The 22,555-nt window shown below is 71.8% G+C and carries 19 protein-coding genes and 2 pseudogenes; 8 read left to right on the forward strand and 13 right to left on the reverse strand.

Going from position 1 to position 22,555, the window contains the following annotated elements:
- Window positions 1-20 precede the first annotated feature (20 nt).
- The 3 genes and pseudogenes from BN39_RS07675 to hppD all read right to left on the reverse strand — a co-directional run.
- Window positions 21-884 (reverse strand): hypothetical protein, encoded by an 864-nt coding sequence (locus BN39_RS07675; protein WP_019201796.1) that lies wholly within the window; start codon window positions 882-884, stop codon window positions 21-23.
- Window positions 881-2,077, reverse strand: coding sequence for a homogentisate 1,2-dioxygenase (locus BN39_RS07680; RefSeq protein ID WP_019201797.1), 1,197 nt, complete (start codon window positions 2,075-2,077; stop codon window positions 881-883). Before BN39_RS07680 ends, BN39_RS07675 begins: the two co-directional genes overlap by 4 nt.
- Window positions 2,078-2,103: 26 nt before the next feature.
- Window positions 2,104-3,318, reverse strand: a pseudogene (hppD, locus tag BN39_RS07685) (4-hydroxyphenylpyruvate dioxygenase); the annotation flags it as partial.
- A 186-nt stretch (window positions 3,319-3,504) separates the two neighbouring features.
- Between hppD and BN39_RS07690 the strand changes: the two are divergent.
- From BN39_RS07690 to BN39_RS07700, 3 genes are all read left to right on the forward strand, one after another.
- Window positions 3,505-4,014 (forward strand): Lrp/AsnC family transcriptional regulator, encoded by a 510-nt coding sequence (locus BN39_RS07690; RefSeq protein ID WP_019201799.1) that lies wholly within the window; start codon window positions 3,505-3,507, stop codon window positions 4,012-4,014.
- Window positions 4,015-4,166: 152 nt separating this feature from the next.
- Complete coding sequence (locus BN39_RS07695) at window positions 4,167-5,393, forward strand: Glu/Leu/Phe/Val dehydrogenase dimerization domain-containing protein (RefSeq protein WP_019201800.1); 1,227 nt, start codon at window positions 4,167-4,169, stop codon at window positions 5,391-5,393.
- Window positions 5,394-5,404: 11 nt separating this feature from the next.
- On the forward strand, window positions 5,405-6,832 hold the full coding sequence (locus tag BN39_RS07700) for an amino acid permease (RefSeq protein WP_081586061.1): 1,428 nt from the start codon (window positions 5,405-5,407) through the stop codon (window positions 6,830-6,832).
- A gap of 7 nt (window positions 6,833-6,839) precedes the next feature.
- On the opposite strand, the gene BN39_RS07705 is transcribed toward BN39_RS07700, so the two are convergent.
- From BN39_RS07705 to BN39_RS23960, 10 genes are all read right to left on the reverse strand, one after another.
- On the reverse strand, window positions 6,840-8,363 hold the full coding sequence (locus BN39_RS07705) for a glycosyltransferase family 39 protein (RefSeq protein WP_019201802.1): 1,524 nt from the start codon (window positions 8,361-8,363) through the stop codon (window positions 6,840-6,842).
- On the reverse strand, window positions 8,356-9,003 hold the full coding sequence (locus BN39_RS07710) for a TetR/AcrR family transcriptional regulator (protein WP_019201803.1): 648 nt from the start codon (window positions 9,001-9,003) through the stop codon (window positions 8,356-8,358). The genes BN39_RS07705 and BN39_RS07710 overlap by 8 nt, the downstream gene beginning before the upstream one ends.
- A 121-nt stretch (window positions 9,004-9,124) precedes the next feature.
- Window positions 9,125-9,634, reverse strand: a complete 510-nt coding sequence (locus BN39_RS07715; protein WP_019201804.1) for a ferritin — start codon at window positions 9,632-9,634, stop codon at window positions 9,125-9,127.
- Between the two features lie 63 nt (window positions 9,635-9,697).
- Window positions 9,698-11,149 carry a PepSY domain-containing protein gene (locus tag BN39_RS07720; protein WP_040766010.1) on the reverse strand — a complete coding sequence of 484 codons (1,452 nt, stop codon included), beginning with the start codon at window positions 11,147-11,149 and terminating at the stop codon, window positions 9,698-9,700.
- Window positions 11,150-11,219: 70 nt separating this feature from the next.
- Window positions 11,220-11,915 carry a hypothetical protein gene (locus BN39_RS22170; RefSeq protein WP_019201806.1) on the reverse strand — a complete coding sequence of 232 codons (696 nt, stop codon included), beginning with the start codon at window positions 11,913-11,915 and terminating at the stop codon, window positions 11,220-11,222.
- A 60-nt stretch (window positions 11,916-11,975) separates the two neighbouring features.
- A complete protein-coding gene (locus tag BN39_RS07730) occupies window positions 11,976-12,578 on the reverse strand; it encodes a phosphoribosylanthranilate isomerase (protein ID WP_019201807.1) in 603 nt (200 codons plus the stop codon).
- A 34-nt stretch (window positions 12,579-12,612) separates the two neighbouring features.
- Window positions 12,613-12,888 (reverse strand): hypothetical protein, encoded by a 276-nt coding sequence (locus BN39_RS07735; protein WP_148281435.1) that lies wholly within the window; start codon window positions 12,886-12,888, stop codon window positions 12,613-12,615.
- A gap of 65 nt (window positions 12,889-12,953) precedes the next feature.
- Entirely contained in the window at window positions 12,954-14,702 is a 1,749-nt protein-coding gene (locus BN39_RS07740) for a penicillin-binding transpeptidase domain-containing protein (RefSeq protein ID WP_019201809.1), read from the reverse strand.
- Window positions 14,703-14,774: 72 nt separating this feature from the next.
- Window positions 14,775-15,668 (reverse strand): serine hydrolase, encoded by an 894-nt coding sequence (locus tag BN39_RS07745; protein ID WP_019201810.1) that lies wholly within the window; start codon window positions 15,666-15,668, stop codon window positions 14,775-14,777.
- Complete coding sequence (locus BN39_RS23960) at window positions 15,665-16,510, reverse strand: LysR family transcriptional regulator (protein ID WP_019201811.1); 846 nt, start codon at window positions 16,508-16,510, stop codon at window positions 15,665-15,667. Before BN39_RS23960 ends, BN39_RS07745 begins: the two co-directional genes overlap by 4 nt.
- 106 nt (window positions 16,511-16,616) lie before the next feature.
- On the opposite strand from BN39_RS23960, the gene BN39_RS07755 reads away from it, so the two are divergent.
- From BN39_RS07755 to phaZ, 5 genes and pseudogenes are all read left to right on the forward strand, one after another.
- On the forward strand, window positions 16,617-17,846 hold the full coding sequence (locus BN39_RS07755) for a CdaR family transcriptional regulator (protein WP_019201812.1): 1,230 nt from the start codon (window positions 16,617-16,619) through the stop codon (window positions 17,844-17,846).
- A gap of 140 nt (window positions 17,847-17,986) precedes the next feature.
- A pseudogene (locus BN39_RS07760) lies at window positions 17,987-19,490 on the forward strand (long-chain fatty acid--CoA ligase).
- A gap of 31 nt (window positions 19,491-19,521) precedes the next feature.
- Window positions 19,522-21,231: an alpha/beta hydrolase gene (locus BN39_RS07765; protein WP_019201813.1), complete on the forward strand. Its 1,710-nt coding sequence runs from the start codon at window positions 19,522-19,524 to the stop codon at window positions 21,229-21,231.
- Between the two features lie 28 nt (window positions 21,232-21,259).
- A complete protein-coding gene (locus BN39_RS07770) occupies window positions 21,260-21,712 on the forward strand; it encodes a MaoC family dehydratase (RefSeq protein WP_019201814.1) in 453 nt (150 codons plus the stop codon).
- The gene (gene phaZ / locus BN39_RS07775; protein WP_019201815.1) at window positions 21,709-22,554 is read left to right on the forward strand and encodes a poly(3-hydroxyalkanoate) depolymerase; all 846 of its coding nucleotides are present in this window, start codon (window positions 21,709-21,711) and stop codon (window positions 22,552-22,554) included. Before BN39_RS07770 ends, phaZ begins: the two co-directional genes overlap by 4 nt.
- Window position 22,555 lies beyond the last annotated feature (1 nt).

Genomic DNA, 22,555 nt, shown 5'->3' on the forward strand with positions numbered 1-22,555 from the left:
CCTTGATCAGTGGTGTGCGGTCAGAGGGATGCGGGGTCGATGGTGCGAGGGCGGCCGTGCGCGGCGGCGCCGACCGCAGGGGAGAGGCCCAGTGCGGCGGCCTCATCGACCGGGGTCGCGGTACTGCAGGATCCGTACGCGACGAACAGGCTCCGGGTCGCGGCCGTGGCGTCGGGACCGAGCGCGGCGGCTTCCGAGGCCAGGGCCTCACCGTCGGTGACGAGTACGGCTGCGGCGACCTCGGCCGCTCCGGCGCCGGCGGCCGCGCGCGCCGCGGCGACCACCAGGTTGAGGTATCCGTGGTGCAGGAATCCGGTGGCCGGATCCGTGTGCCGCACAGCGTGATGCAGGCCCGCCGTGGCCTTCACCGGCACGCCCGCCTCCGCGGCGGCCACCAGGGCCGCCGCGATCAGCTCAGCGGAGGGGAAGAGCTCGGCGCGGACGCCGCCGCACCGGATCTTCAGCCCGGCAGAGGTACCCGCGAGCGCGGCGGCGAGGCGCGGTCCCTCGTCCCGATCGGCCGCCTCGACGTAGACGGGGACGCCCGGGGCGGTGGCGGCGTACACCACGCGGTCCACGGCGGCGAGCGTGCACGGCGTCTCGATGAGTGCCAGGCGCAGCCGCGGATCCGCGTCGACGACCGCGGCGCAGTCGTGCGGCGCCCCGTCGGACAGGATGACCCCCACGCGGATCCGGTCGTCGGCCGTGAGCAGCCCGCGGAGCTCGCCGAGCCGGGCCGCGGGGCACAGGAACCGGTGCGTGAGCATCGGATCCCCGGCCGCGAGGTCGGCGCGGTGCCGTTCCAGGGCCGCGGCCATCGGCAGCGCGGTCGGCGGGAACAACCCGGCATCATCCACCAGGTCCGCCAGCAGCGCCCCGGTCACAGCGACCAGCTGCGGTAGTAGACACCGTCGTCCGTGGCCCGCGCTCCCTCGCCCAACTGCAGCGGCGCGAAGGTGTCCACCATGACGGCGAGTTCGTCGAAGCTCTCGCGACCGATGCTGCCCTCCATCGCGCCCGGCTGCGGGCCGTGCGCGTGGCCGCCCGGGTGCAGCGAGACCGAACCGGGGCCGATGCCGGTGCCCTTGCGCGCCTCGTAATCGCCGGCCACGTAGAACATGACCTCGTCGGAGTCCACGTTGGAGTGGTAGTAGGGCACCGGGATGGACAGCGGGTGGTAATCGACCTTGCGCGGCACGAAGTTACAGATCACGAAGTTGTGGCCCTCGAACACCTGGTGCACGGGCGGGGGCTGATGGATCCGGCCCGTGATGGGCTCGAAGTCCGCCACGTTGAAGGTGTACGGGTACAGACACCCGTCCCAGCCGACCACGTCGAACGGATGCGAGGGGAGCACGTACCGGGTGCCGGCCACGCCCGTCCCGCCCCGGTGCTTCACCAGGAGCTCGACGCCGATTCCCTCGCGCAGCAGGGGCTCCGACGGGCCGTGCAGGTCGCGCTCGCAGTACGGCGAGTGCTCGAGCAGCTGGCCGTATCGCGACAGGTACCGCTTCGGTGGCGCGATGTGCCCGCCGCCCCCGCCGCACGCCTCGATCACATAGGCGCGCACGGTGGTTCCCTCCGACGGGACCCAACGGTGGGTGGTGGCGCGGGGGATGAGCACGTAATCCCCGGACCGGAAGTCGAGGGTGCCGAACACCGTCTCCACGGTGCCCGCGCCCTCCTCGACGTACACGCACTCGTCGCCGATCGCGTTGCGGTACAGGGGTGACGGGGCCCCGGCCGCCGCGTACGAGATGCGCACGTCGGCGTTGCCCAGCACCAGGCGGCGGCCGGTGACCACGTCGGCGGCGGAGGCCGCCGCGCCGTCGAACAGGTCGTGCAGGCGCAGGTGCCGGGGCAGCAGCGGCGCGTTGGGCTCGAGGCTCAGGTCGCCCGGAGTCCACGGTGCGGCCTCCGTGATCGCCGACGGGATGCCGCGGTGGTAGAGCAGCGAGGAGTCGCTGGAGAAGCCCTCCTCGCCGACCAGTTCCTCGTAGTACAGCTCGCCGGTGTCCCGGCGGAACTGGGTGTGGCGCTTGGGCGGTACCTGCCCGACGCTGCGGTAATGGGCCATGGGAAATCTTCCTCGAATCGGCGGTGTCAGAGGTTGCCGCGGCGGTCCTGCTCGCGCTCGATGGCCTCGAACAGGGCCTTGAAGTTGCCCTTGCCGAAGCCCAACGAGCCGTGACGTTCGATGATCTCGAAGAACACGGTGGGGCGGTCGCCGAGCGGCTTGGTGAAGATCTGCAGCAGGTAGCCGTCCTCGTCCCGGTCCACCAGGATGCCCCGAGCGCGCAGCTCCTCGACGGGCACCCGCACCTGGCCGATGCGGGCGCGCAGCTCGGGATCGTCGTAATAGGCGTCGGGGGTGTTGAGGAACTCCACGCCCTCCGCGCGCAGCGCGTCGACGGCCGCCAGGATGTCGTTCGTCGCCACGGCGAGGTGCTGAGCGCCCGGGCCCCGGTAGTACTCGAGGTACTCGTCGATCTGCGACTTCTTCGCGGCGATGGCCGGCTCGTTGAGCGGGAACTTCACGCGGTGGTTGCCGTTCGCGACCACCTTGGACATGAGCGCGGAGTAGTCGGTCGCGATGTCGTCGCCGATGAACTCGGCCATGTTGGTGAAGCCCATGACCCGGTTGTAGAAGCCGACCCACTCGTCCATCCGGCCCAGTTCGACGTTCCCCACGATGTGGTCGAGCGCCTGGAAGATGCGCTTGGGCGCACCGTCGCGCTTGCGGAAGGTGCTCGTGGCCGCGACGTACCCGGGGAGGTAGGCGCCCGCGTAGCGCTCGCCGCCGACGACGCGCTGGACCAGGGTGTGCCGGGTCTCGCCGTAGGTCGCGATGGCGCCGATCCGGACGGTGCCGTGCTCGTCGGACACGTCGTGCGGCTCCTCGAGCACAGTGGCGCCGGTGGCGCGGGCGTGCTCGATGCAGCGATCCACGTCGGGCACCTCGAGCGCGATGTCCACGACACCGTCGCCGTGCCGGGCATGGTGGTCCACCAGGGGGCTGTCGGGGCTGACGGCGCCCTTGATCACGAACCGGATCGAGCCCGACCGGAGCACGAACGACTTGTGATCGCGCTCGCCCTGCTCGGGGCCGCGGTACGCGACGAGCTCCATGCCCCACGCCGACTGGTAGTAGTGCGCGGTCTGCGTGGCGTTGCCCACGACGAACACGATCGAGTCCCACCCGTTCACCGGGAAGCCGTCGGCGGCGGGGTCGTGCGACACCAGGCCCACCAGCTGGTGGAGTTGCTCGGCGTCGAGGCCGGCGAGCTTCTCCTCGTCGGTGAGGGTCTGCTCGAGGGAGGTGGGCTCGAGGGCGGCGTTCGTCGTCATGGGTTGGTCACCTTCCGGGCTGAATGTAACGTGCATCACTACGATCGGCCCCGTTCGCGGCTGTAGCAATATCGACAGCTGAGACTGCCCAATGTGCCGTGTGGCGTCGCCGATCGGCGCATCGAAGTAGACAGATCGACTAGGAGAACCGCGCACATGCTGGATCCCGTGAAACTCGACGACGTCGACTTCGCGCTGCTCGACTCGCTGCACCGCGACCCGCAGATCGGGGTGCTGGAGACCTCGCGGCGGATCGGCGTGGCCCGCGCCACCGTGCAGGCCAGGCTCAAGAAGCTGGAGGGTGCGGGCGTGATCTCCGGCTACCACCCGCACCTGGATCTCGCCGCCGCCGGCTTTCCCGTGCAGTGCTTCGTGCAGTTGGAGACCGCGCAGGGCGAGCTCTCCGCCGTGGCCGAGGAACTGGCCGCGATACCCGACGTGCTGGAGGCGTTCGCCACGACGGGCGCGAGCGACGTGCTGTGCCGCGTCGCAGCGGCCTCGCACGAGGACCTGCAGAACACCCTGATCCGGATCGGACGGTCGCCGCTCGTGGCGCGGTCCATCAGCATCGTGGTGCTGTCCGAGATCGTGCCCCTGCGGACCATGCCGCTGCTGCGGACGCTCGACCGGCGCGCGGCGACGCGGGCCCCCCGATACCGCGGCTGAACAGATTGATCAGCTGAGCGGCCCGCGGGTGTGCATCGGGTGCGCATTCTGCGATCCGGGCCGGCCGATCGTTGCGCGGATCACGTGATGCGCCACACAGTGATCGGGTTCACACCCCCTCCGCGCTCGGCGCGGCCAGCCCCAGGAGCGATATGAAGCAGCTGCTCACCCGGTTCGAATCGAAGGCACCCGAGGTCGTCTTCGAGTGGCACGACTCGGAGACGTCCGCCCGCGGATGGACCGTGATCAACTCGCTGCGCGGGGGAGCCGCCGGCGGCGGGACCCGCATGCGCCGCGGCCTCGACCGGCGCGAGGTGGAATCGCTCGCCAAGACCATGGAGGTCAAGTTCACGGTGGCCGGCCCGGCCATCGGCGGTGCCAAATCAGGGATCGACTTCGACCCCACCGACCCGCGTAAGGAGGAGGTGCTGCGCCGCTGGTTCAAGGCGGTCACCCCGCTGCTCAAGGCGTACTACGGCACGGGCGGCGATCTCAACGTGGACGAGAAGCTCGAGGTCGTCCCCATCACGGAGAGCTACGGCCTGTGGCATCCGCAGGAGGGAGTCGTCAACGGGCACTTCGCTTCCGACGGCCGCGATCACGTGCAGCGCGTGGGTCAGCTGCGGCTCGGCGTCGCGAAGATCGTCGAGGACGCGCGGTTCACCCCCGACCACGGCCGCCGGTACAGCGTGGCCGATCTCATCACGGGGTGGGGCGTCGCCGAATCCGTACGGCACTTCTACCGCGTCTACGGCGGGACTCTCGAGGGCAAGCGCGTCGTGGTGCAGGGCTGGGGCAACGTGGGTGCGGCGGCCGCGTACTACGCGGCGCAGGCCGGCGCCCGCGTCGTCGGGATCCTCGACCGCGACGGCGGTCTGGTGCGGCCCGAGGGCATCAGCGCCGACGAGATCACCGACCTGTTCCTGGCCAAGCGCGGCAACCAGCTGGTCGCCGACGACGTGCTCCCCTTCGAGGAGGCCGCGGAGCGGGTGTGGTCCGTGGGCGCCGAGGTCTTCCTGCCCTGCGCCGCATCGCGTCTGGTGACCCGCGAGCAGGTGGACGCACTCATCGGCGCCGGCCTCGAGGTGGTCGCGTGCGGCGCGAACGTGCCCTTCGCCGATCCCGAGATCTTCTACGGCCCGGTGTACGAGCACGCCGACCGGAACGTGGCCGTGGTCCCCGATTTCGTCGCCAACTGCGGGATGGCGCGCGCCTTCGCGATGCTCATGGAGGGCGAGGTCGAGGTGTCCGACGAGGCCATCTTCGGCGACGTGTCGCGGACCGTCGGGGCCGCGCTGGAGCGCTGCCACGCCCGCTCGGCGCAGCGGACCCTGGTGGCCGCCACCGCGTTCGAGATCGCACTCGACCAGCTGGTCTGAGGGGAGTGGAGATGACGCTCGCGGAGAAGCCGGGGACGACGGTGCGCGGCGGCGCGGCGGGGGACCGACCCGCGGGGACGCACCTGCGGCGGGGGATGAAGCCGCGTCAGCTGATCATGATCAGCCTGGGCGGCGCGATCGGGACCGGGCTGTTCGTCGGCTCCGGTGCCGCCGTCGGCGTGGCGGGCCCGGCGGTCGCCGTGTCGTTCCTCATCGCCGGCCTCGTCGTGGTGCTGGTCATGCGCATGATGGGCGAGCTGGTGGCCGCGGACCCCGCCAGCGGCGCCTTCTCGGTGCACGCCGAGAAGGCGCTGGGCCCCGTGGCGGGCAGGACGATCGGCTGGCTGTACTGGGTGCAGGTGGTCGCCGTCGTGGCCGCGGAGGCGACGGCCGCCGCGGCGATCGTGGGCGCCGCCTTCCCCGCGGTGCCGCAGTGGGCGGCGGCGTTCGGGTTCATGGTGCTGTTCACGGCGATCAACCTGGTGGGTGTCGGCACGTTCGGCGCCTTCGAATACTGGTTCGCCGCCATCAAGGTGGTCGCGGTACTCGCCTTCCTCGGCGTCGGCCTGGCGCTGCTGTTCGGGTGGCTGCCCGGCAGCACATCGCCCGGGGCGTCGAACCTGTTCGAGCACGGGGGATTCGCGCCCACCGGCGTCACCGGCGTCGCCGCGGGCCTGCTCATCGTGATCTTCGCGTTCGGCGGCACCGAGATCGTGGCGATCGCGGCGGCGGAGACCGCCGACCCGCGCCGCAACACGGGACGCGCGATCCGCACCATCGTGTGGCGCATCCTCGTGTTCTACGTCGGCTCGGTCGTGCTCATCGTGGCCGTGGTGCCGTGGAACTCACCCTCGCTCGCGACGGGCCCGTTCGTCGAGGTGCTGCGGACGGCACACGTCCCCGGCGCCGCCGGGTTGATGTCGCTGATCATCGTCGTGGCCCTGCTGTCCTCGCTCAACGCGATGCTGTTCAGCGCCTCCCGGATGATCTACTCGCTGTCCGAGCGGGGAGCGGCGCCGCGAGTGTTCTCGGCGCTCACCCGGAGGTCCGTTCCGCGCAATGCGGTGCTCGCCTCGGTGGCTTTCGGTTTCCTCACCGTGGTGCTCAACCACCTCGCGCCGGACAAGGTGCTCCCGCTGCTGCTCAACGTGGTCGGCTCCACCATCCTGGTGCTCTGGACCTTCGTGGGCGTCTCGCAGATCCGGCTCCGCAACCGCGCCCGGCGCGAGGGCACCGAGGACGCGCTGCCCCTGAAGATGTGGGGCTTCCCGTACCTGTCCTACCTCGCGGTGGCCCTGCTCGCGGGCGTAGCGATCCTCGCGATGTTCGACACCGCAGCCCGCAATCAGCTGCTGGCCACGGGGGCGCTCACCGCGGCGATCGCCGCGGCGAGCTGGGTCTCGTTGCGCCGCAGCGGCGCCGGTCGACAAGCGGGGTAGCCCGGGGTCACATCCGGCGGAGCTGCGGCCACTGCTGTGACCAGGGGGCGCGCGGCGTGCACAGGCGGATGTCGACGTCCGTGGAGGCGGTGGGCATGCCGATCCGGTGGTGCACCTTCCCGAGTACGCGCGATCGTGTGCACATGTCGCCCGGCTGCTCCGCCTCGGACGCGACGACCCACAGTACCGTCGTCGCGGAATCATCGGGCTGCCCGAAGAATCCGTACCCCCGGCTCGGGCTGAACACGGGTGGCAGCCCGCGGCCGTAGTAGTCGAGCGCACCCGCCTGCCAGTAGGAGCTGGTGACGATCGCCTGCGGCCGTTCGGATTCGGGGAGCGCCGCCACGGCCCGCTGCACCTGGTCCGTCAGCTCGGGCCAGCCGAACTGTCCGTACACGCTGATCTGCATCCCCGCCTCCTTGATCGACTGCGGCTCCTCGATCTCCGATTCCGGCGCGAACGGCAGGCTCACCAGGATGGAGGCGGCCGCGAGCAGGGAGAGCGGGGCCGCGATCCAGCGGGTACGGGGCCACCGGGTGCCCTCGAACGCGACCGCGCCGGCCGCGATGATCACCGGCAGCATGCCGCCCGGGTAGTACGGGCGGCCCGCGGTGACCACGAAGACGATCACCAACAGCACGAACGCCGGGGCAAGGAATCGGTACGGCCGCAGCTTCGGTGACCGGAGGAGGGCCCACAGCCCGCCCAGCAGCAGGGGTGCGCCCAGCACGCCGGCGGTGAGCAGCATGATCGGCACGAACAGCAGCCGCCCGCCCGCGTACTGGCTCTCCTCCGCGACCTGGCCGGTCAGCTGCAGGTAGGGCCAGCCGCGGTCGGCCTGCCAGAGTAGCGCCGGGATCATGGTGACCACGGTGAACACGCCGCCCGCCCACAGGGCGGGCCTGCGGATCAGGTCGCGCGGGCCCCACACCAGCGATGCGGCGATCGCGCATACCCAGAACACCGGGATGAGCCATTTGACCTGCATGTCGAGCGCCGTGACGACGCCCGCGGCGAACAGCAGCCAGTCCTGCCGGGTGCGCACCCAGCGCACCACCAGCCAGGTGGTGGCCACCCACAGCGGGGTGTCGATCGCGTTCGTCGCGAGCAGCGAGGACTGCAGGAGCAGGAACGTCGACGTGGCGTACGCGGCCGCCGTGAGCGTCTGTGCGAACCGCCCGCCGCCCAGCTCCCGCGCGATGAGTGCGGCGAGCAGGACGCCGACGACGGTGACGAGGAGGGACGGGAGCCGGAACAGGATCAGGGAGTCGCCCGGCATCGCGTCGCCGAGGAGCGCGAGCAGCGGCAGGATGGGGCCCTGATCGGCGTAGCTCACCGAGAGGTGGTGCCCCGCGCCGATGAAGTACAGCTCGTCGCCGAACAGGTGGTAGCGGCTCGCGCCGAACGCGGCGGCGACGGCACTGAGGATCATCACCGGAACGACCAGCGACCAGGCGACGGGCGCGGGGCCGTCCCGCCCGGGCGATTCGACGGGCGGGGCGGACGGGGTGTGGGGTGCGGTCTCAGTCATCGTGATCCTCCGGCCCGGGGGCGTTCTCGGAGCTGGGCGGCGCCGTCTTCACCGCGGAGAGGTAGACGCGGACCATCTGCTCCGCGTGGGCGTCCAGATCGTGCTCGGGGTTGCGCGCGGCGTGGCCGGCGGCGCCGTCGATCGAGTCCCGGATGAGGTGCGCCATGATCAACGGGTCGAATTCGCCGAACTCGCCGGCCTCCTGTCCGGCGCGGAGGATATCGAGAAGTGGTGCGACCATGGCCTTTTCGCCGTCGTCCGGGCCGAAGGCCAGGGTGCCGTCCGGATCGCGCAGGTTGACGACGACCTCGATCATGGCGGCGAGGAATCGGCGGTTGGTCTTGAGGTACTCGAGATTTCCCGCGATGTAGGTGCGCAGAGTGTCGGTGGAGGAGCGCGCCTCGGCGAGGAGCGGCGCCATGAACTCCCCGCCCGAGACGAACAGCTGCACGACCACCTCGCGCATGAGCTCGTCCTTGCCGGCGAAGTGGTACGAGATGACGCCTTTGGAGATCCCGGCGTGACGGGCGATGCGCGCGAGCGTCGCGCGGCCGTAGCCCTCGTCGGCCAGCACCTCGACCGCCGCGGCGATGATCTGCCGGCGGCGGGCCTCCTCGATGAAGGACCGGGGCTGGTCCATCGTCTCATTTTCTGGCCGCATGGTCAGAAATTAGCACAACGGGTCATTCCTGGGAAGTCCCCGCATGAGAACGGGGCCGCTCCCAGGAGGGAGCGGCCCCGTTCCGGGCTGCAGAGGTGGTCTACTTCGCGTTCTCGGTGGTCCGCGCGGGGCGGGACGCCAGCTCCTCGTCGAGGCGGAGCAGGCCCGGGCCGTCACCGTCGATCAGCTTGAGGCGGCCGACGATCTCGCTGACCGTCGCCTCCTCCTCGACCTGCTCGTTGACGAACCACTGGATCAGGGCCTTGGAATCGATGTCGTCGTTCGCGGCGCGGTAGAGCTCGCGGATCGACTCCGAGACGCGCTGCTCGTGCTCCAGCGCGGCCTCGAACACGTCGAGGACGGTGGACACGTCGAGCTTCGGCGCCGCGGAGGCGCCGATCTTCGGGTGGTTACCGCGGTCCGACAGGTGGTCGATCCACTTGTTGGCGTGCACGATCTCCTCGTCGGCCTGATGGCGCAGCCATCCGGCGATGCCGGGCAGGTCCCGGATCTCCATCTCGATGGCGAGCTGGCGGTACACCAGCGACGCCTCGAACTCGAGGGTGATCTGGTCGTTGAACTTCTCTTCGAGGGCGTCCGTGAGCTTCATGCCTTCGACTGTAAGTCCGCGGGACCTGCCCCGCAACGCAGGCAAGGCGACCCTTTGTGCAGGTCAGGGCCTATTTATTAGGCTAGCCCTACCCCTCTTAGCCACGCCTATCGCAAGGTCGAGGACCACGAAGGCGAGCAGCGAGACGCCCAGCACGGGAAGGAACCAGCCCACGAACACGACCGCCAGTACGGCCGGAATCGCCTGCGACGGTTCGATCCTCCGCCACGTGCCCCGCGCGGGCGGCGGAGCGAGCCCGCCGCCGCGCGGCCTGCGCTGCCACCACATGAGGTAGCCCCGCACGATCACGGACGTGAGAAGTGCTGCGAATGCAACCAATCCGATCTGGTTGATCAGACCGAACTGCCATCCCATGTGGGTGTTGATCAACAGCTCCGTCGCCTTCGCCAGGAGTGGCCACGACGCGAACGCGAGTACCGACACCACGTCGCCGGAGCGTGGATCCACCGTCGCCGAATCGATCCCGAACCGCCACGGTTGCCGCGTCTGGGCCACGGTGATCGCCGTGCCCGGATCGGCCGGTACCGAAACCTGCACCGCCCCGTCGACTCCCCGCGCCGTCGCCGCGGCCACCGCGCGATCGAGCTGCGCGATGTTCCGCGCGCGGGTCTCGTCCGCGACGGCCGGCTCGACCTCGGGCGCGGCCGCGGCCGCGCCGTGCCCGGCGTGCTCGTCGGCGGAACCACCGGCACCGTCGGGCGAGAGGGACGTGGACTGCGTGGGTTTCGTCCACCCGAGCTCCGCCCGCAACTGCCCGACGTTCTCGCCCGCGTACTTGGACCACGTGAGCCCCGTCGCGGAGAAGAACAGCAGACCCAGCAGGAGCCAGGTGCCGATCACGGCGTGCCGGCTCATCCGGCCGCCGCGGCCCCCGGCCCGCCGGTCGTACGCGAGCATCCGTTTCACGTTCCCGCGGCGGCTGCGCCACCACAGGTACAGGCCGCCGAGCGCGACCACCCACAGCCAGGACGCCGCCAGCTCGCTGTAGAAGCGGCCCACCGCGCCCAGGTGCAGGTCGACGTGCAACCTGTCCACCCAGAACCGGATCGGCAGCGCCTCGATCGAGCCGTACACGGGGAGGGCGCCCTGCACCCGCGCCGACGCCGGGTCGACGAAGACGGCGAGCTGCCGCCCGTCGGTGAGCGACGGGTCGTCGAACAGCACCCGCGTGGTGCGATCGGGCCCGTCGCCCGTGCGCACCGCCGCCACCGGGAGGCCGGGCCGCGACTGTTGAGCGGCGGCGACCTGTGCCGTGAGCGGTTGCGGCGCACCGGCCGTCGAGGCCTCGAGCTGATCGGCGTACACGAACCGCTCGACGGTGGGCGCCGCCGCGTAGAGCCCGCCGCTGATCGCCGCGATGAGGATGAACGGGCCCACCAACAGGCCCGCGTAGAAGTGCAGCCGCATGATCGCGGCCCTCCAGCCCGCGCGTCTGGGCGGGCCGGGGTCGTTCGCCGACGACGCATCGTCGGCGGTGGATTCCAACAAGGACAAGAGTTTTCACCTCACGTGGATAGAGCCCGGGCGGCGGTGCCGTCCGAGCGGGAAGAAGAGATGCGTGAGGTCAGGCGGGCGGGGCGCGCAGGGCACCGTGGCAGGTGACCACGGGCAGGGGTGCGGCGCGGAACGTCCAGTCCCGCTCGACGACGGTGCGCCGCACCACCGTTGCGGTGCGACTGATCGGGCGGAGCGCCGCGAGGGCCAGGCGCAGCGCGGCCTCGGCGCCCGCGATCGCCGCCCCGGCCACCGCCGCGGCGGCGACGTGCGCCAGCGCCATGGCCGGCGTGATCCCCAGGTGCCCCATCGTGACGCCGAGCGCGAGGTGGCCCGCGCCCTGACCGGCCAGCACCAGCGCACCCGCGGTGGCGGGGCCGGCGGCACGGGGGCGGGCCGCGAGAACCCCGAGGAGGGCGCAGACGGCGGCGAGCAGGAGGATCGAGGTCGACGGGATCGCAGGGATCAGCGTGGAGGCGGGGCCCGCGGGAATCGGCGCCGCCCCCGGCATGGCGTGCCCGGCCATCGCGTGCCCCATCGCGGCGTGATCCATGGCGCCGCCGGTCATCGCGTGCCCGGGCATGGCGTGAGTCCCGTGCGCCGCGCTGCCGGGATCCCCGGTGCCCGCGGGCATCGAATGGCCCGCCGTTCCTCCCGCGGTCGCGCCCGCCATCGCGGCGGCGTGCGCCGCGAGGCTCGCCCCGAACGACACCAGCCCGACCATCGCGCCACGAACCGTGGCGGGCGGGCCGGCGGGGGTGCGCATGGGCGAATACTACTCCCTGTAGGGGATCGGTTCCCGGCGCGGAACCGGCTGGTCAGACGGTCAGGTGCGCGCCGCGCGGACGAACGCCCGGATGCGTTCCGGATCCTTCACCCCGCGCGCCGATTCCACGCCGCTGGAGACGTCCACGCCGGACGGGTGGAACGCGGCGATCGCCTCGGCGGCGTTCTCGGGGGTGAGCCCGCCCGCGAGTAGCCAGAAGGTTCCGGGCGGCGCGGGGAGGTCCGCGGGGTCGAACGGCTCTCCGGACCCCGGGCGGGTGGCATCGATGAGGAGCCGTTGCGGCCGCCCGTCGCCCGCCGTTCCGCGGGTCGCGGTGTAGCGCGCGGCGGAGACCGCGCGGATCGTCGCGAACCCCGCGTCGGCCGCGCGGACGAAGTCCTCGTCGGGCTCGTCGCCGTGCAGTTGCACCGTCCCGATCCCCGCCGCGCGGGCCAGGCGCAGCACCTCGTCGATCGGCTGCTTGCGGAACACTCCGACGGTCTCCACGCCGGTGGGGACCCGCGCGACCAGGGCGGCCGCGGCCCCGGCGGTGATCTCGCGGACGCTGCCGGGCGCGAACACGAAGCCCACGGCGTCGACGCCCGCGCCCACCGCGGCGTCCACCGTGTCGGCTGTCCGGAGGCCGCACACCTTGATGAACATGCAGGTGAGCTTAGGTGCTCCGGTCAGGCTCCGGTCAGAAGGGCGTACCGGGGATCGCGCCCGGGGCCGTGGGTACCGGCGCCGGCGGCGCCGTGGGGATCGGCATGGTGCACGGCGGGAACGTGGGGTTGTACGGCGGCGTGCACAGCTGCATGACGCAGTTCTTGCCGTTCCAGAACGGGGTCTGGCCGGGCGGGCAGGGCTCGAGGGCGTTCGCGGCGCCGCCCGGAAGGATGAGGCCCGCGCCGATCAGGCCGAACGCGGCGGCGGTCGCGGCGCCGAGGCGGCGGGCGGTGAGACGGGTGGACATGGACACCTCCATTAAATCGACGCTTTACTGTATCGATATTCGGAGAGTTTTTCATCCGCACCGGATCAGGGCAGGTCGCCACCTGCGCCGCGCAGGAACGCGCCGCTCACGGTGACCGCCGGGCCCGAGCTGTCCCCGGACTCCACGAACGTGGCGAAGGCCAGGTCGCCGACGATGCCCGCGAACCAGCCGTGGGCGTGCTCGTTGTTGCCGAACTCCGCGGTGCCGGTCTTGCCGCCCAGTCCGTCGATGTCCTGCAGCGCCGTGGCCGTCCCCGAGGTGACGGTCTCCCGCATCGCCGAGCGCAGCGCGTCGGCGACGCCGGGGTCGATGGGCAGCGCCGGGGCGTCGGCCTTGGCCCGCTCACCGTCGAACAGCGAGGGCTGGGCGGTCCGGCCGGCGGCGAGGCTCGCCTCGACCACCGCGAGCCCGAACGGCGAGGCGGTGACCCGCCCCTGGCCGATGGACTCCTCGACCCGCTCTGCGGGCGTGCGGGCGGCGGGCACGTTGCCCGTCACGGTCGTGACGCCGGGGATCTCGAAGTCCACGCCCAGCCCGAACGCCCGGGCCGTGTCCGTGAAAGCGGTGTCCCCGAGTTTGGTGCCCAGCCCGGCCATCGTGGTGTTGCAGGACTTGGCGAACGCGGTGTGCAGCGGCACGGTGCCGAGCGCGAACTCGTTCTCGTTGGGGATGCTGCGGTCGCCGAAGGTCGCCTTCCCGGGGCACGGCAGTTCGGCGTCGGGGGTGGTCACACCCGCCTGCAGCGCGGCCGCGGTGGTGATCGTCTTGAACGTCGAACCGGGCGCGTACAGCCCGGTCAGGGCGACGGGGCCCTGGCCGTCCGCGGCCTTGTTCTGGGCCACGGCCAGGAGCCCGCCGGTCGACGGGCGGATCGCGACGAGCATCGTGGGCCGCTTCTCCCCGGCGACCGCCGCGTTCGCGGCGCGCTGCAGGCCCGCGTCGAGGGTGGTGCGCACCGGCTGCGGCCGCTCGCCGCCGATGGTGTCCACCAGCCGGACGGGCTTGTTCGCCGCGTCGACGATCGTGATGTTCGCGCCCGCGGCGGCGTCCACGTCGCTGCGCCACCGCTCATCGAGCGCACCGTCGACGGGGGAGCGGAGCGCGGGCGACGCGGTGAGCAGGCGGCCCTCCTCGCGGGTCGAGACGCCGGCGATGCCGGCGAGCGGCCCCACCTTCTTCGCGTCGGCGGCGCGCAGCGAGATGACCGCTGTCGGGGCCGGTTTGTCCTTGACCGCCGCGCGCAGGCTCGCCGCGGTCACTGAACGATCGGCCACGGCCAGCTTCGCCGCGAGCGCGTCCGCGGAATCGGCGCGAGCGGGGTCGAGGGAGACGACGGTGACCGTCTGCCAGGTCATGAGGGGCGCGTTCTTCCGATCCACGACGGGGGTGTCGTACGCCTTCTCGTCGGAGTACAGCAGTCGTGAGCCCGGCGTCGCGTCCGGATGGACGACGGTGGGCTTCCACGTCAGCTTCCCGCCGCCGGCGACGACCGGCGCGGTGTAGCTGATCGGCTTGGAGTGCCGTGGCAGGTTCCACGACCAGGTGAGGGTCTGCTCCTCGCCGTCCTTGCCGGCGGTGACCTTCGGGGTCGCGTCGCCCATCCCGTCGAAGTTGGCCTGCAGCGCCTCTGAAGCGCCCTCGGGGTCGGAGGTGAGGGCGCCGGCCCCGGTCGCGTCCCGTTCGGACACCGCGGCCGCGAACTTGGAGACGACGTCGTCGGAAGAGCAGGCGACGAGGGAGGCCGTGAGGGCGCCGCTGAGGGCGAGCGCCACGGCCGCGGGACGGATGTGCATGACGTCCAGTTGACCCGCGCACCGTGATACCCGGCAAAGAGCGAAACGGGGGTGGACGATAGCGATTCGATATCAGTGCTGGTAAGAGGGGATGCGTAGGGCGTTGACCGCGATCGCGGCCACCTCCCCGATGGCCGAGTCGACCCGCGGCAGGCTCGGGTCGCTGCGCGCCGCGTGGGTGAACACCGCGACCGCGACGGGATGCTCGTCCGGGTACGCGATCACGGCGGCCTCGTTCCGGAGCGCGCCCAGCGTGCCCGTCTTCCCCGCGATCCGGGCCGCCGAGCCGAACCCGGAGGCGACCCGGTGCCGGAACGTCTGCCCGGCCAGGGCCGAGCGCACGAAGGCGCACTGCTCGGGCGACGCCGCCGCGTCCGACCACACCGCCGCGAGGAGGGCGGTGGCGTCGGCGGCGGTGGTCGCGCTGCCGAACGACGGGTCGTAGGCGTGCACGGGGCGGGACAGGTCGTCGTCCGCGAGCACCGCGAAGGCCTCGGCGACGGTCCGCGTGCCCGTCTCGTCCATGAGCGCGGCGTACAGCTCGGCGTCGCCGCCCGTGATGCGGGTGTCCGCGAGCCCCAGCGCCGTCGCGGTCGCCTGCACGGCGTCCAGGCCCACGCGCCGCAGCAGCGTTCCCGCTGCGGCGTTGTCGGACACCGCGACCATGGTGCGCAGCAGATCACGCAGCGTCATCTCCACCGGATCGTCGAGCGCGGCGATGCCGGTGGGGCCGGGCGTGGCGGTCCGCGGGTCGACGGTGACGCGCTCCAGCGGATCGAGCCGTCCCGCGTCGAACGCGCGCGCCGCGGCGACGAGGAGCACCAGTTTGTACACCGAGGCCGGGACGACCGGCTGCTCGCCGCCCACCGACAGCCGGGCCGGGTGACCCACCACCCGCGCGTGCAGCCAGCCGTTGCAGCCGGCGTCCGCGAAGACCGCGGCGATCTCCTCGGCGGGCCCCGTCACCGGCCCAGCTTCCACAGCACCGATTCCAGGCGCGCCACATCGGGATGGTCGCGGCGGCCGAGCACCCGCACCCGGAGCGGGAAGTCGGGCGCGGGACGCCGGGCGGTGCCCGCGGGCGTCTCGCCGCCCGCCGGGGCGAGGGTGAACGCGAGCCCCGCGGCCACCGCGGCGTGCGCCGCGGCCTCCGTCTCGGTGGGGCGGACGGCCGACGTGATGCCGCGCTCGGTCAGCCGGTCCAGCAGCAGATCCGCGGCGGGCGGGTTCGCCGACCGCGGGGGCAGCGCCACCGCGAGGGCCGACAGGTCCCGCAGCCGGGTCGACCGCAGGTCCTCGGGCACGAGGAAGTCCCGGGGCAGGGCGATGACGGGGCCCGACGGCGCACCGTCGGCGAGTACCGGATGCTCGACGACGGCCGCGTCGAGCAGATCCTCGGACACGGCGCGCGCGAGCTGGGGCGAGGCACCCGCGGAGAGGGTGACGGGCGGGCCGCCGTTCCCGCGGGCGAGCGCGGCCGCGCACACCGCGGACGTCGCGGAGCCGAGGGCATCGCACAGCGCCACCCGCCGCTCGCCCGTGCCCGCACCGAGCCGGGCGGCCTCGGCCACGAACCGGTCCGCGTCGCCCACCATCACCCGCGCGCGGGGCAGCAGCTCCCGCGCGGCCGGGGTGAGATCGGCGCCCCGCCGGCTGCGGTCGATGAGCGTGACGCCCAGCGCCTCCTCGAGGCGGCGCAGCCCCGCGGACACCGGTGGCTGCGTGATCCCCAGCCGGTCCGCGGCGCGGCCGAAATGCTGCTCCTCCGCCACCGCGACGAAGAACCGCAGGTGGCGGATCAGGTCCATGCTGCGGAGTCTAACGGCGGCCGCGCCGGTCACGCGTCCGCGAACGGATCGTGTGCGCCCGTGAATTCGCGTCCGCAAACGCGGCGGGGCGTCCACAATCGTGGCTGTGAGTCACGCCGCACGCAGACCGGTCGACGCGGATGTCCTGTGCATCCGCGACGAGCTGTACGCGCGGCTGGACCCCATCACCGACGCCGCGGTGGCCGGCATCCGCGCCGGCGTCCCGTTCTACGCGACCGACGCGGTGATCTCCGACGAGCTGCTCCGCACGACGGTCCACGACAACCTCCGGTTCGTCGTCGACGCGCTCACCGAGCCCGCCTTCGACACCGCCCCCGCCGCGACGACCGGGCGGACCCGTGCCGAGCTCGACGTGCCGCTCGCCTCGGTGATGCACGCCTACCGGATCGGGATGCACCGCCTGTGGTCCGAGGTGTCGGTGATCGCGGAGCGGCATCCCGAACTGAGCAAGCGGTCGTTGCTCTGGTCGGCGCAACACATCTGGGAGGCGCAGGACGTGTTCGTCGACGCGATGGCCGACGCGCACCGCGAGCGCACCACCGAGCAGGCGCTCGACGACGCGGCCGAGCGGGCGGCGCTCGCGGAATATCTTCTGCAGGGCCGTATCCCGACGGACCAGAGCCTGTGGGAGATCGCCGCGATGCTGCACATCCCCACCACGGGGCCGTACCTCGCCGTGGCGGCCGCGGCGTCCGAGATCGGCCGGCAGCCGCTGCCCGGTATCGCGGACCGGCTGCGCGCGCTGGACGTGTACTCCGCCTGGCGTCTCCTGCCGGACCAGCAGATCGGGATCGTGCACGCCCCGACCGCGGCCACCCGAGGCCAGGTCATCGACCTGTTCCGCCGTGTCGCCACGGGCCGGGTCGGCGTGAGCGCGCCGTTCTCCGAGTTGCGCGACACCCCGCACGGGCTGACCTTCGCCCGGCGCGAGCTCGTGGGGCCCGGCACCGGCGTCTCGGTGTTCGACGGTTCCGTGCTCGGCACCGCCGCGATGGCCGCGCCGGAGACCACCGTCGACCTCGCGCGGAGCGTGCTCCAGGGGCTCTACCGGCTGCCCGCCGACGACTGCGGGCCGCTGATGGAAACCTTCCGCGCGTGGGTCGCCCACGACGGGAACGTCAAGGACGTGGCGGCGGAGCTCTACGTGCACCCGAACACGGTGCGGCACCGTCTGCGCCGTGTGGAGCAGCTGACGGGCAAGGCGGTGGGCTCCCCGCGGGAGCTCGCGGAGCTCTGCCTCGCGTTCGAGGTGGACGCCCGCATCGGCGTGATGCCCGACCGCGGCGCCGGCGCACCGTCGTCGCACCGTCGGTGACCTGCCCGGACGCACCCCATTGTGCTCCGTGACACGTCACGGCCCGGAACGTTGTTCTGTCACCATTCCCGGCGGCGGGTGTTCGGGGTCACTGTTGTAGCAGACGACCGAACCACCACCGCCGCGAAGGACACCACCCGATGCCGAACCTCGCCGAGAACCTCACCGCCGCAGCCGCCGCGCGCCCCGACGCGCTCGCGCTGAAATGCGACGACCTGGAGTACACCTACGCCGCCTTCGATGAGGCCGCCGCCCGCTTCGCCGCGTACCTCGCCGACCAGGGCATCGGCCCCGGCGACCGGGTGGGCGTCATGCTGCCCAACACGCCCGCCTTCGCGATCGTCTTCTACGGGATCCTGCGCCGCGGCGCGGTCGCCGTTCCGATGAACCCGCTGCTCAAGTCCGCGGAGATCGAGTACTACCTCGCGAACACCGCCGCCAAGGCCCTGTTCGCCACCCCCGTCTTCGCCGCCGACGCCGAGGCCGGCGCGAAGGCCGCCGGAGCCACCTGCCACTTCGGCGACGACGCCGCCCTCGCGGCGCTGCTCTCCCGCTTCGAGCCGCTCACCGCGGTCGAGCCGCGCGCCGACTTCGACACCGCGGTCATCCTGCACACCTCGGGCACCACGGGGAAGCCCAAGGGCGCCGAGCTCACCCACGCCGGCCTGAACCGCAACTGCGAGATCGCCGGACGCACGCTGTTGCACCTCACCGGCGACGACGTGGTCATGGGCTGCCTGCCTCTGTTCCACGTGTTCGGCCTCACCTGCGGGCTCAACACGGCCGTGCTGTTCGGCGCCGCGCTCACCCTGATCCCGCGGTTCGACCCGCGCAAGGCCATCGACGTGATCGGCCGCGACCACGTCACCGTGTTCCTCGGCGTCCCCACCATGTACGGCGCCATGGTCGCCGCGATCCAGCCCGGCGACGACGTCTCCTCGCTGCGGGCCTGCTGCTCCGGCGGCGCGGCCCTGCCGTTGCGGGTGATCTCCGACTTCGAGGAGGCGTTCAACGCGATCATCATGGAGGGCTACGGCCTCTCCGAGACGTCGCCGGTCGCGTCCTTCAACCACCCCGACAAGCCGCGGAAGGCCGGGACGATCGGTACGCCCATCGAGGGCGTCGAGATGCGGGTGATCGGTGACGACGGTAAGCCCGTCCCGACCGGCGAGCGCGGCGAGATCCAGGTGCGCGGCCACAACATCATGAAGGGCTACTGGAACCTGCCCGAGGCCACCGCCGCCGCGATCGACGCCGACGGCTGGTTCTCCACCGGCGACATCGGGATCGTCGACGAGGAGGGCTACTTCTCCATCGTCGACCGCAAGAAGGAGCTGATCATCCGCGGCGGCTTCAACGTGTACCCCCCGCGAGATCGAGGAGGTGCTCTACGGGCACCCCGAGATCGCCGAGGCCGCCGTCATCGGGCTCCCGCACGACTCGCTCGGCGAGGAGGTGGGTGCCGCCGTGGCGCTCAAGCCCGGAGCCACCGTCACCGCGGACGACATCCGCGCCTACGTCAAGGACCGCGTCGCCTCCTACAAGTACCCGCGCCACGTGTGGCTGATGCCCGAGCTCCCCAAGGGCGCCACCGGCAAGGTCCAGAAGCGCGACATCACCGTTCCCGCCGAGTTCGACGCCTGAACCGCCCGCACGAGTCCCGAGAGGTAGAGACATGACCGACACCGTGAAGAACGAGACCGATTCCGGCGCCGACGAATTCGGCGCACCCCTCGATATGCTGCTGGTGAACTCCACGAAGACCTTCGGTGCGCGGATGATGCCGAACGCCGCGTGGGCGCGGTTCGCGCTCTCGCTGGCCGGCCGGCCCGTGACCGTTGCCGAGCGCACCGCGAGCCTGGCCAAGGAGCTGGGGCTCATCGCCGCCGGAAAGAGCCAACGGGAGCCGAAGAAGGGCGACCGCCGGTTCTCCGATCCCGCCTGGACCGGGAACCCGCTGCTGCGCCGGGTGGAGCAGGCGTACCTGGCGGCGTCGGAGACCGCCGATCAGCTGTACGACGACGCCGACCTGGACTGGAAGGACGCCGAGAAGATGCGGTTCGTCCTCGACAACCTGATCGAGGGTCTCGCCCCGACCAACAGCCCCGTGCTCAGCCCGCTGGGCTGGAAGGCCATGATCGACACCGGCGGACTGTCCGCGGTGCGCGGTGCGAAGGCGTTCGCCCGCGACATGATGAGCTCGCCGCGGATCCCCGCGATGATCGAGCCCGACGCCTACACCGTGGGCGAGACCGTCGCGACCACCAAGGGCACCGTGGTGCTGCGCACCCGGATGTTCGAGCTGATCCACTACGCGCCGCAGACCAAGCAGGTGCGCGAGGTGCCGCTGCTCATGGTGCCGCCGGTGATCAACAAGTACTACGTCATGGACATCGCGCCGGGGCGCAGCCTGATCGAGCACTACCTGCAGGGCGGCCAGCAGGTGTTCGCCATCTCCTGGCGTAATCCTTCAGCGCGCCACCGCGACTGGGGATTCGACGAGTACGGCGCCGCGATCATCGAGGCGCTCGACGCGCTGCAGGTGATCACCGGCGTGGACACGGCCAACGTGTTCGCCACCTGCTCCGGCGGCATCCTCACCTCGATGGTGATCGCCCACCTGTTCGCCACCGGCCACGGCGACCGGATCGCCGGCCTCACGCTGGGCGTTACGGTGCTCGACCAGAGCCACGCCGGGATCGGGTCGGCGCTCGCCAGCCGGCGCGGCGCCGACGCCGCGATCCGCTCGTCGGCGAGCAAGGGATACCTCGACGGCGCCTCCATGGCGGAGATGTTCGCCTGGCTGCGACCGACCGACCTGGTGTGGCGCTACTGGGTGAACAACTACATCCAGGGCCGCTCCCCGGCCCCCTTCGACGTGCTGTTCTGGAACGCCGACACCACCCGGATGACGGCCGCGCTGCACCGCGACATGGTGCTCATGGGTCTGGACAACACACTGGTCACGCCCGGTGAGCAGGTCATGCTGGGCACCCCCGTGGACCTGTCGACCATCGAGTGCGACGCCTACGTGGTGGGCGGCATCTCCGACCACATCTGCCCCTGGCAGGCCACCGAGCGCAGCGCCGCCCTGCTGGGCAGCAAGGACAACACCTACGTGCTGTCCACCGCCGGCCACATCGCGTCGCTGGTGAACCCGCCCGGCAACCCCAAGTCGTCCTTCCGCACCGCACCGGTGCTGCAGGACCAGACACCCGAGGAGTGGTTCGAGAGCGCCGAGAAGCAGTCCGGCTCGTGGTGGTCGCACCACCTCGCCTGGCTCGCCGAGCGCAGCGGCGCCGAGGTCGACGCACCGGCGCAGCTGGGCGCCCCGGGCTACGAGCCCCTGGTGCCCGCGCCCGGCACCTACGTGCTCGAGAAGTGACCACCGAGAAGCTCAGGGAGACAGCATCATGACCACCACCGTCCACAGTCCCGCCGACCTCCCCGGTCTCGCGGGCACCGCGCTCGGCACCACCTCGTGGCTCACCGTCGATCAGGAGCGGGTGAACCTCTTCGCCGACGCGACCGGCGACCATCAGTGGATCCACGTCGATCCGGAGAAGGCGGCCGCCGGCCCGTACGGCCGCACCATCGCCCACGGCTACCTCACGCTCTCGCTGGCGCCGCTGTTCGTCGCCGAGGCGCTCGTCGTCGAGAACGTCCGGGCGGCGGTCAATTACGGTCTCAACAAGGTGCGGTTCCCCGCGCCGGTGCCCGTCGGGGCCCGGATCCGGGCGGCCGTCGAGCTGGTCTCCGCGCAGGAGAAGCCCGCCGGGATCGAGGCCGTGATCCGGCTGACCTACGAGGTGGAGGGCGGCGACCGGCCGGCCTGCATCGCCGAGACGGTGGTGCTCTACCGGTGAGCGACGACGAGAACCGCCTCACGCACGACGTGGCCGAGGAACTGCCCGACACCCTCATCGCGACGGGCGGCCAGCGGCTGCGCGTGCGGTATCGGCCCGGTGTGGGCGTACCGCTGGTGGTGTGCAACGGGATCGGCGCGAGCCTCGAGGTGCTGGACCCGTTCGTCGCGGCGCTGGACCCCCGTCGCCCGGTGATCCGGTTCGACGCGCCCGGCACCGGTGATTCGCCGACGTCCAAGCTGCCGTACGGGTTCCCGTACCTCGCGTGGGTCGTCGGTCGGATGCTCGACGAGCTCGACGTGGGAGTGTTCGACGTGCTCGGCCTGTCCTGGGGCGGGGCGCTCGCCCAACAGCTCGCGTTCCAGAATCCGCTGCGCTGCCGGCGACTCGTGCTGGTGTCCACGGGAACTGGAGCGATCATGGTGCCCGGCAATCCCCTGGTTCTCTCGAAGATGGTGACCCCGAGGCGGTTCCGGGACCCGGAGTACGCCGCGTCGATCGCGGGCGAACTGTACGGCGGCTCCGTCCGGGAGGACGGGCGCGATGTGGGAGAGCTGTTCATCAAGCAACTGCACCGCGGCAGCAAGAGGGGGTATCTGCACCAGCTCATGGCGGGCGCGGTGTGGACGTCGATCTTCGCGCTCCCCGCGATACGGCAGCAGACGCTCATCGTGGCCGGCGAGGACGATCCGATCGTGCCGATGATCAACGCCCGCATCATGGACGCGCTGCTGCCGCACGCCACGTTGCACCGGCACGACGGCGGCCACGTCGACCTCGTGACCCGCGCCGACCTGCTGGCCCCGGTGATCGACGAGTTCCTGGACGCGCCGCGGACGTGAC

This window comes from Tsukamurella sp. 1534 (assembly GCF_000312385.1).
Classification (GTDB): domain Bacteria; phylum Actinomycetota; class Actinomycetes; order Mycobacteriales; family Mycobacteriaceae; genus Tsukamurella.

Coding starts and splice junctions, on each gene's coding strand:
- BN39_RS07680 (WP_019201797.1), bottom strand. CDS start 2,077: ATGGCCCATTACCGCAGCGTCGGGCAGGTACCGCCCAAGCGCCACACC.
- BN39_RS07690 (WP_019201799.1), top strand. CDS start 3,505: ATGCTGGATCCCGTGAAACTCGACGACGTCGACTTCGCGCTGCTCGAC.
- BN39_RS07695 (WP_019201800.1), top strand. CDS start 4,167: ATGAAGCAGCTGCTCACCCGGTTCGAATCGAAGGCACCCGAGGTCGTC.
- BN39_RS07700 (WP_081586061.1), top strand. CDS start 5,405: ATGACGCTCGCGGAGAAGCCGGGGACGACGGTGCGCGGCGGCGCGGCG.
- BN39_RS07705 (WP_019201802.1), bottom strand. CDS start 8,363: ATGACTGAGACCGCACCCCACACCCCGTCCGCCCCGCCCGTCGAATCG.
- BN39_RS07710 (WP_019201803.1), bottom strand. CDS start 9,003: ATGGACCAGCCCCGGTCCTTCATCGAGGAGGCCCGCCGCCGGCAGATC.
- BN39_RS07715 (WP_019201804.1), bottom strand. CDS start 9,634: ATGAAGCTCACGGACGCCCTCGAAGAGAAGTTCAACGACCAGATCACC.
- BN39_RS22170 (WP_019201806.1), bottom strand. CDS start 11,915: ATGCGCACCCCCGCCGGCCCGCCCGCCACGGTTCGTGGCGCGATGGTC.
- BN39_RS07730 (WP_019201807.1), bottom strand. CDS start 12,578: ATGTTCATCAAGGTGTGCGGCCTCCGGACAGCCGACACGGTGGACGCC.
- BN39_RS07735 (WP_148281435.1), bottom strand. CDS start 12,888: ATGTCCACCCGTCTCACCGCCCGCCGCCTCGGCGCCGCGACCGCCGCC.
- BN39_RS07740 (WP_019201809.1), bottom strand. CDS start 14,702: ATGCACATCCGTCCCGCGGCCGTGGCGCTCGCCCTCAGCGGCGCCCTC.
- BN39_RS23960 (WP_019201811.1), bottom strand. CDS start 16,510: ATGGACCTGATCCGCCACCTGCGGTTCTTCGTCGCGGTGGCGGAGGAG.
- BN39_RS07765 (WP_019201813.1), top strand. CDS start 19,522: ATGACCGACACCGTGAAGAACGAGACCGATTCCGGCGCCGACGAATTC.
- BN39_RS07770 (WP_019201814.1), top strand. CDS start 21,260: ATGACCACCACCGTCCACAGTCCCGCCGACCTCCCCGGTCTCGCGGGC.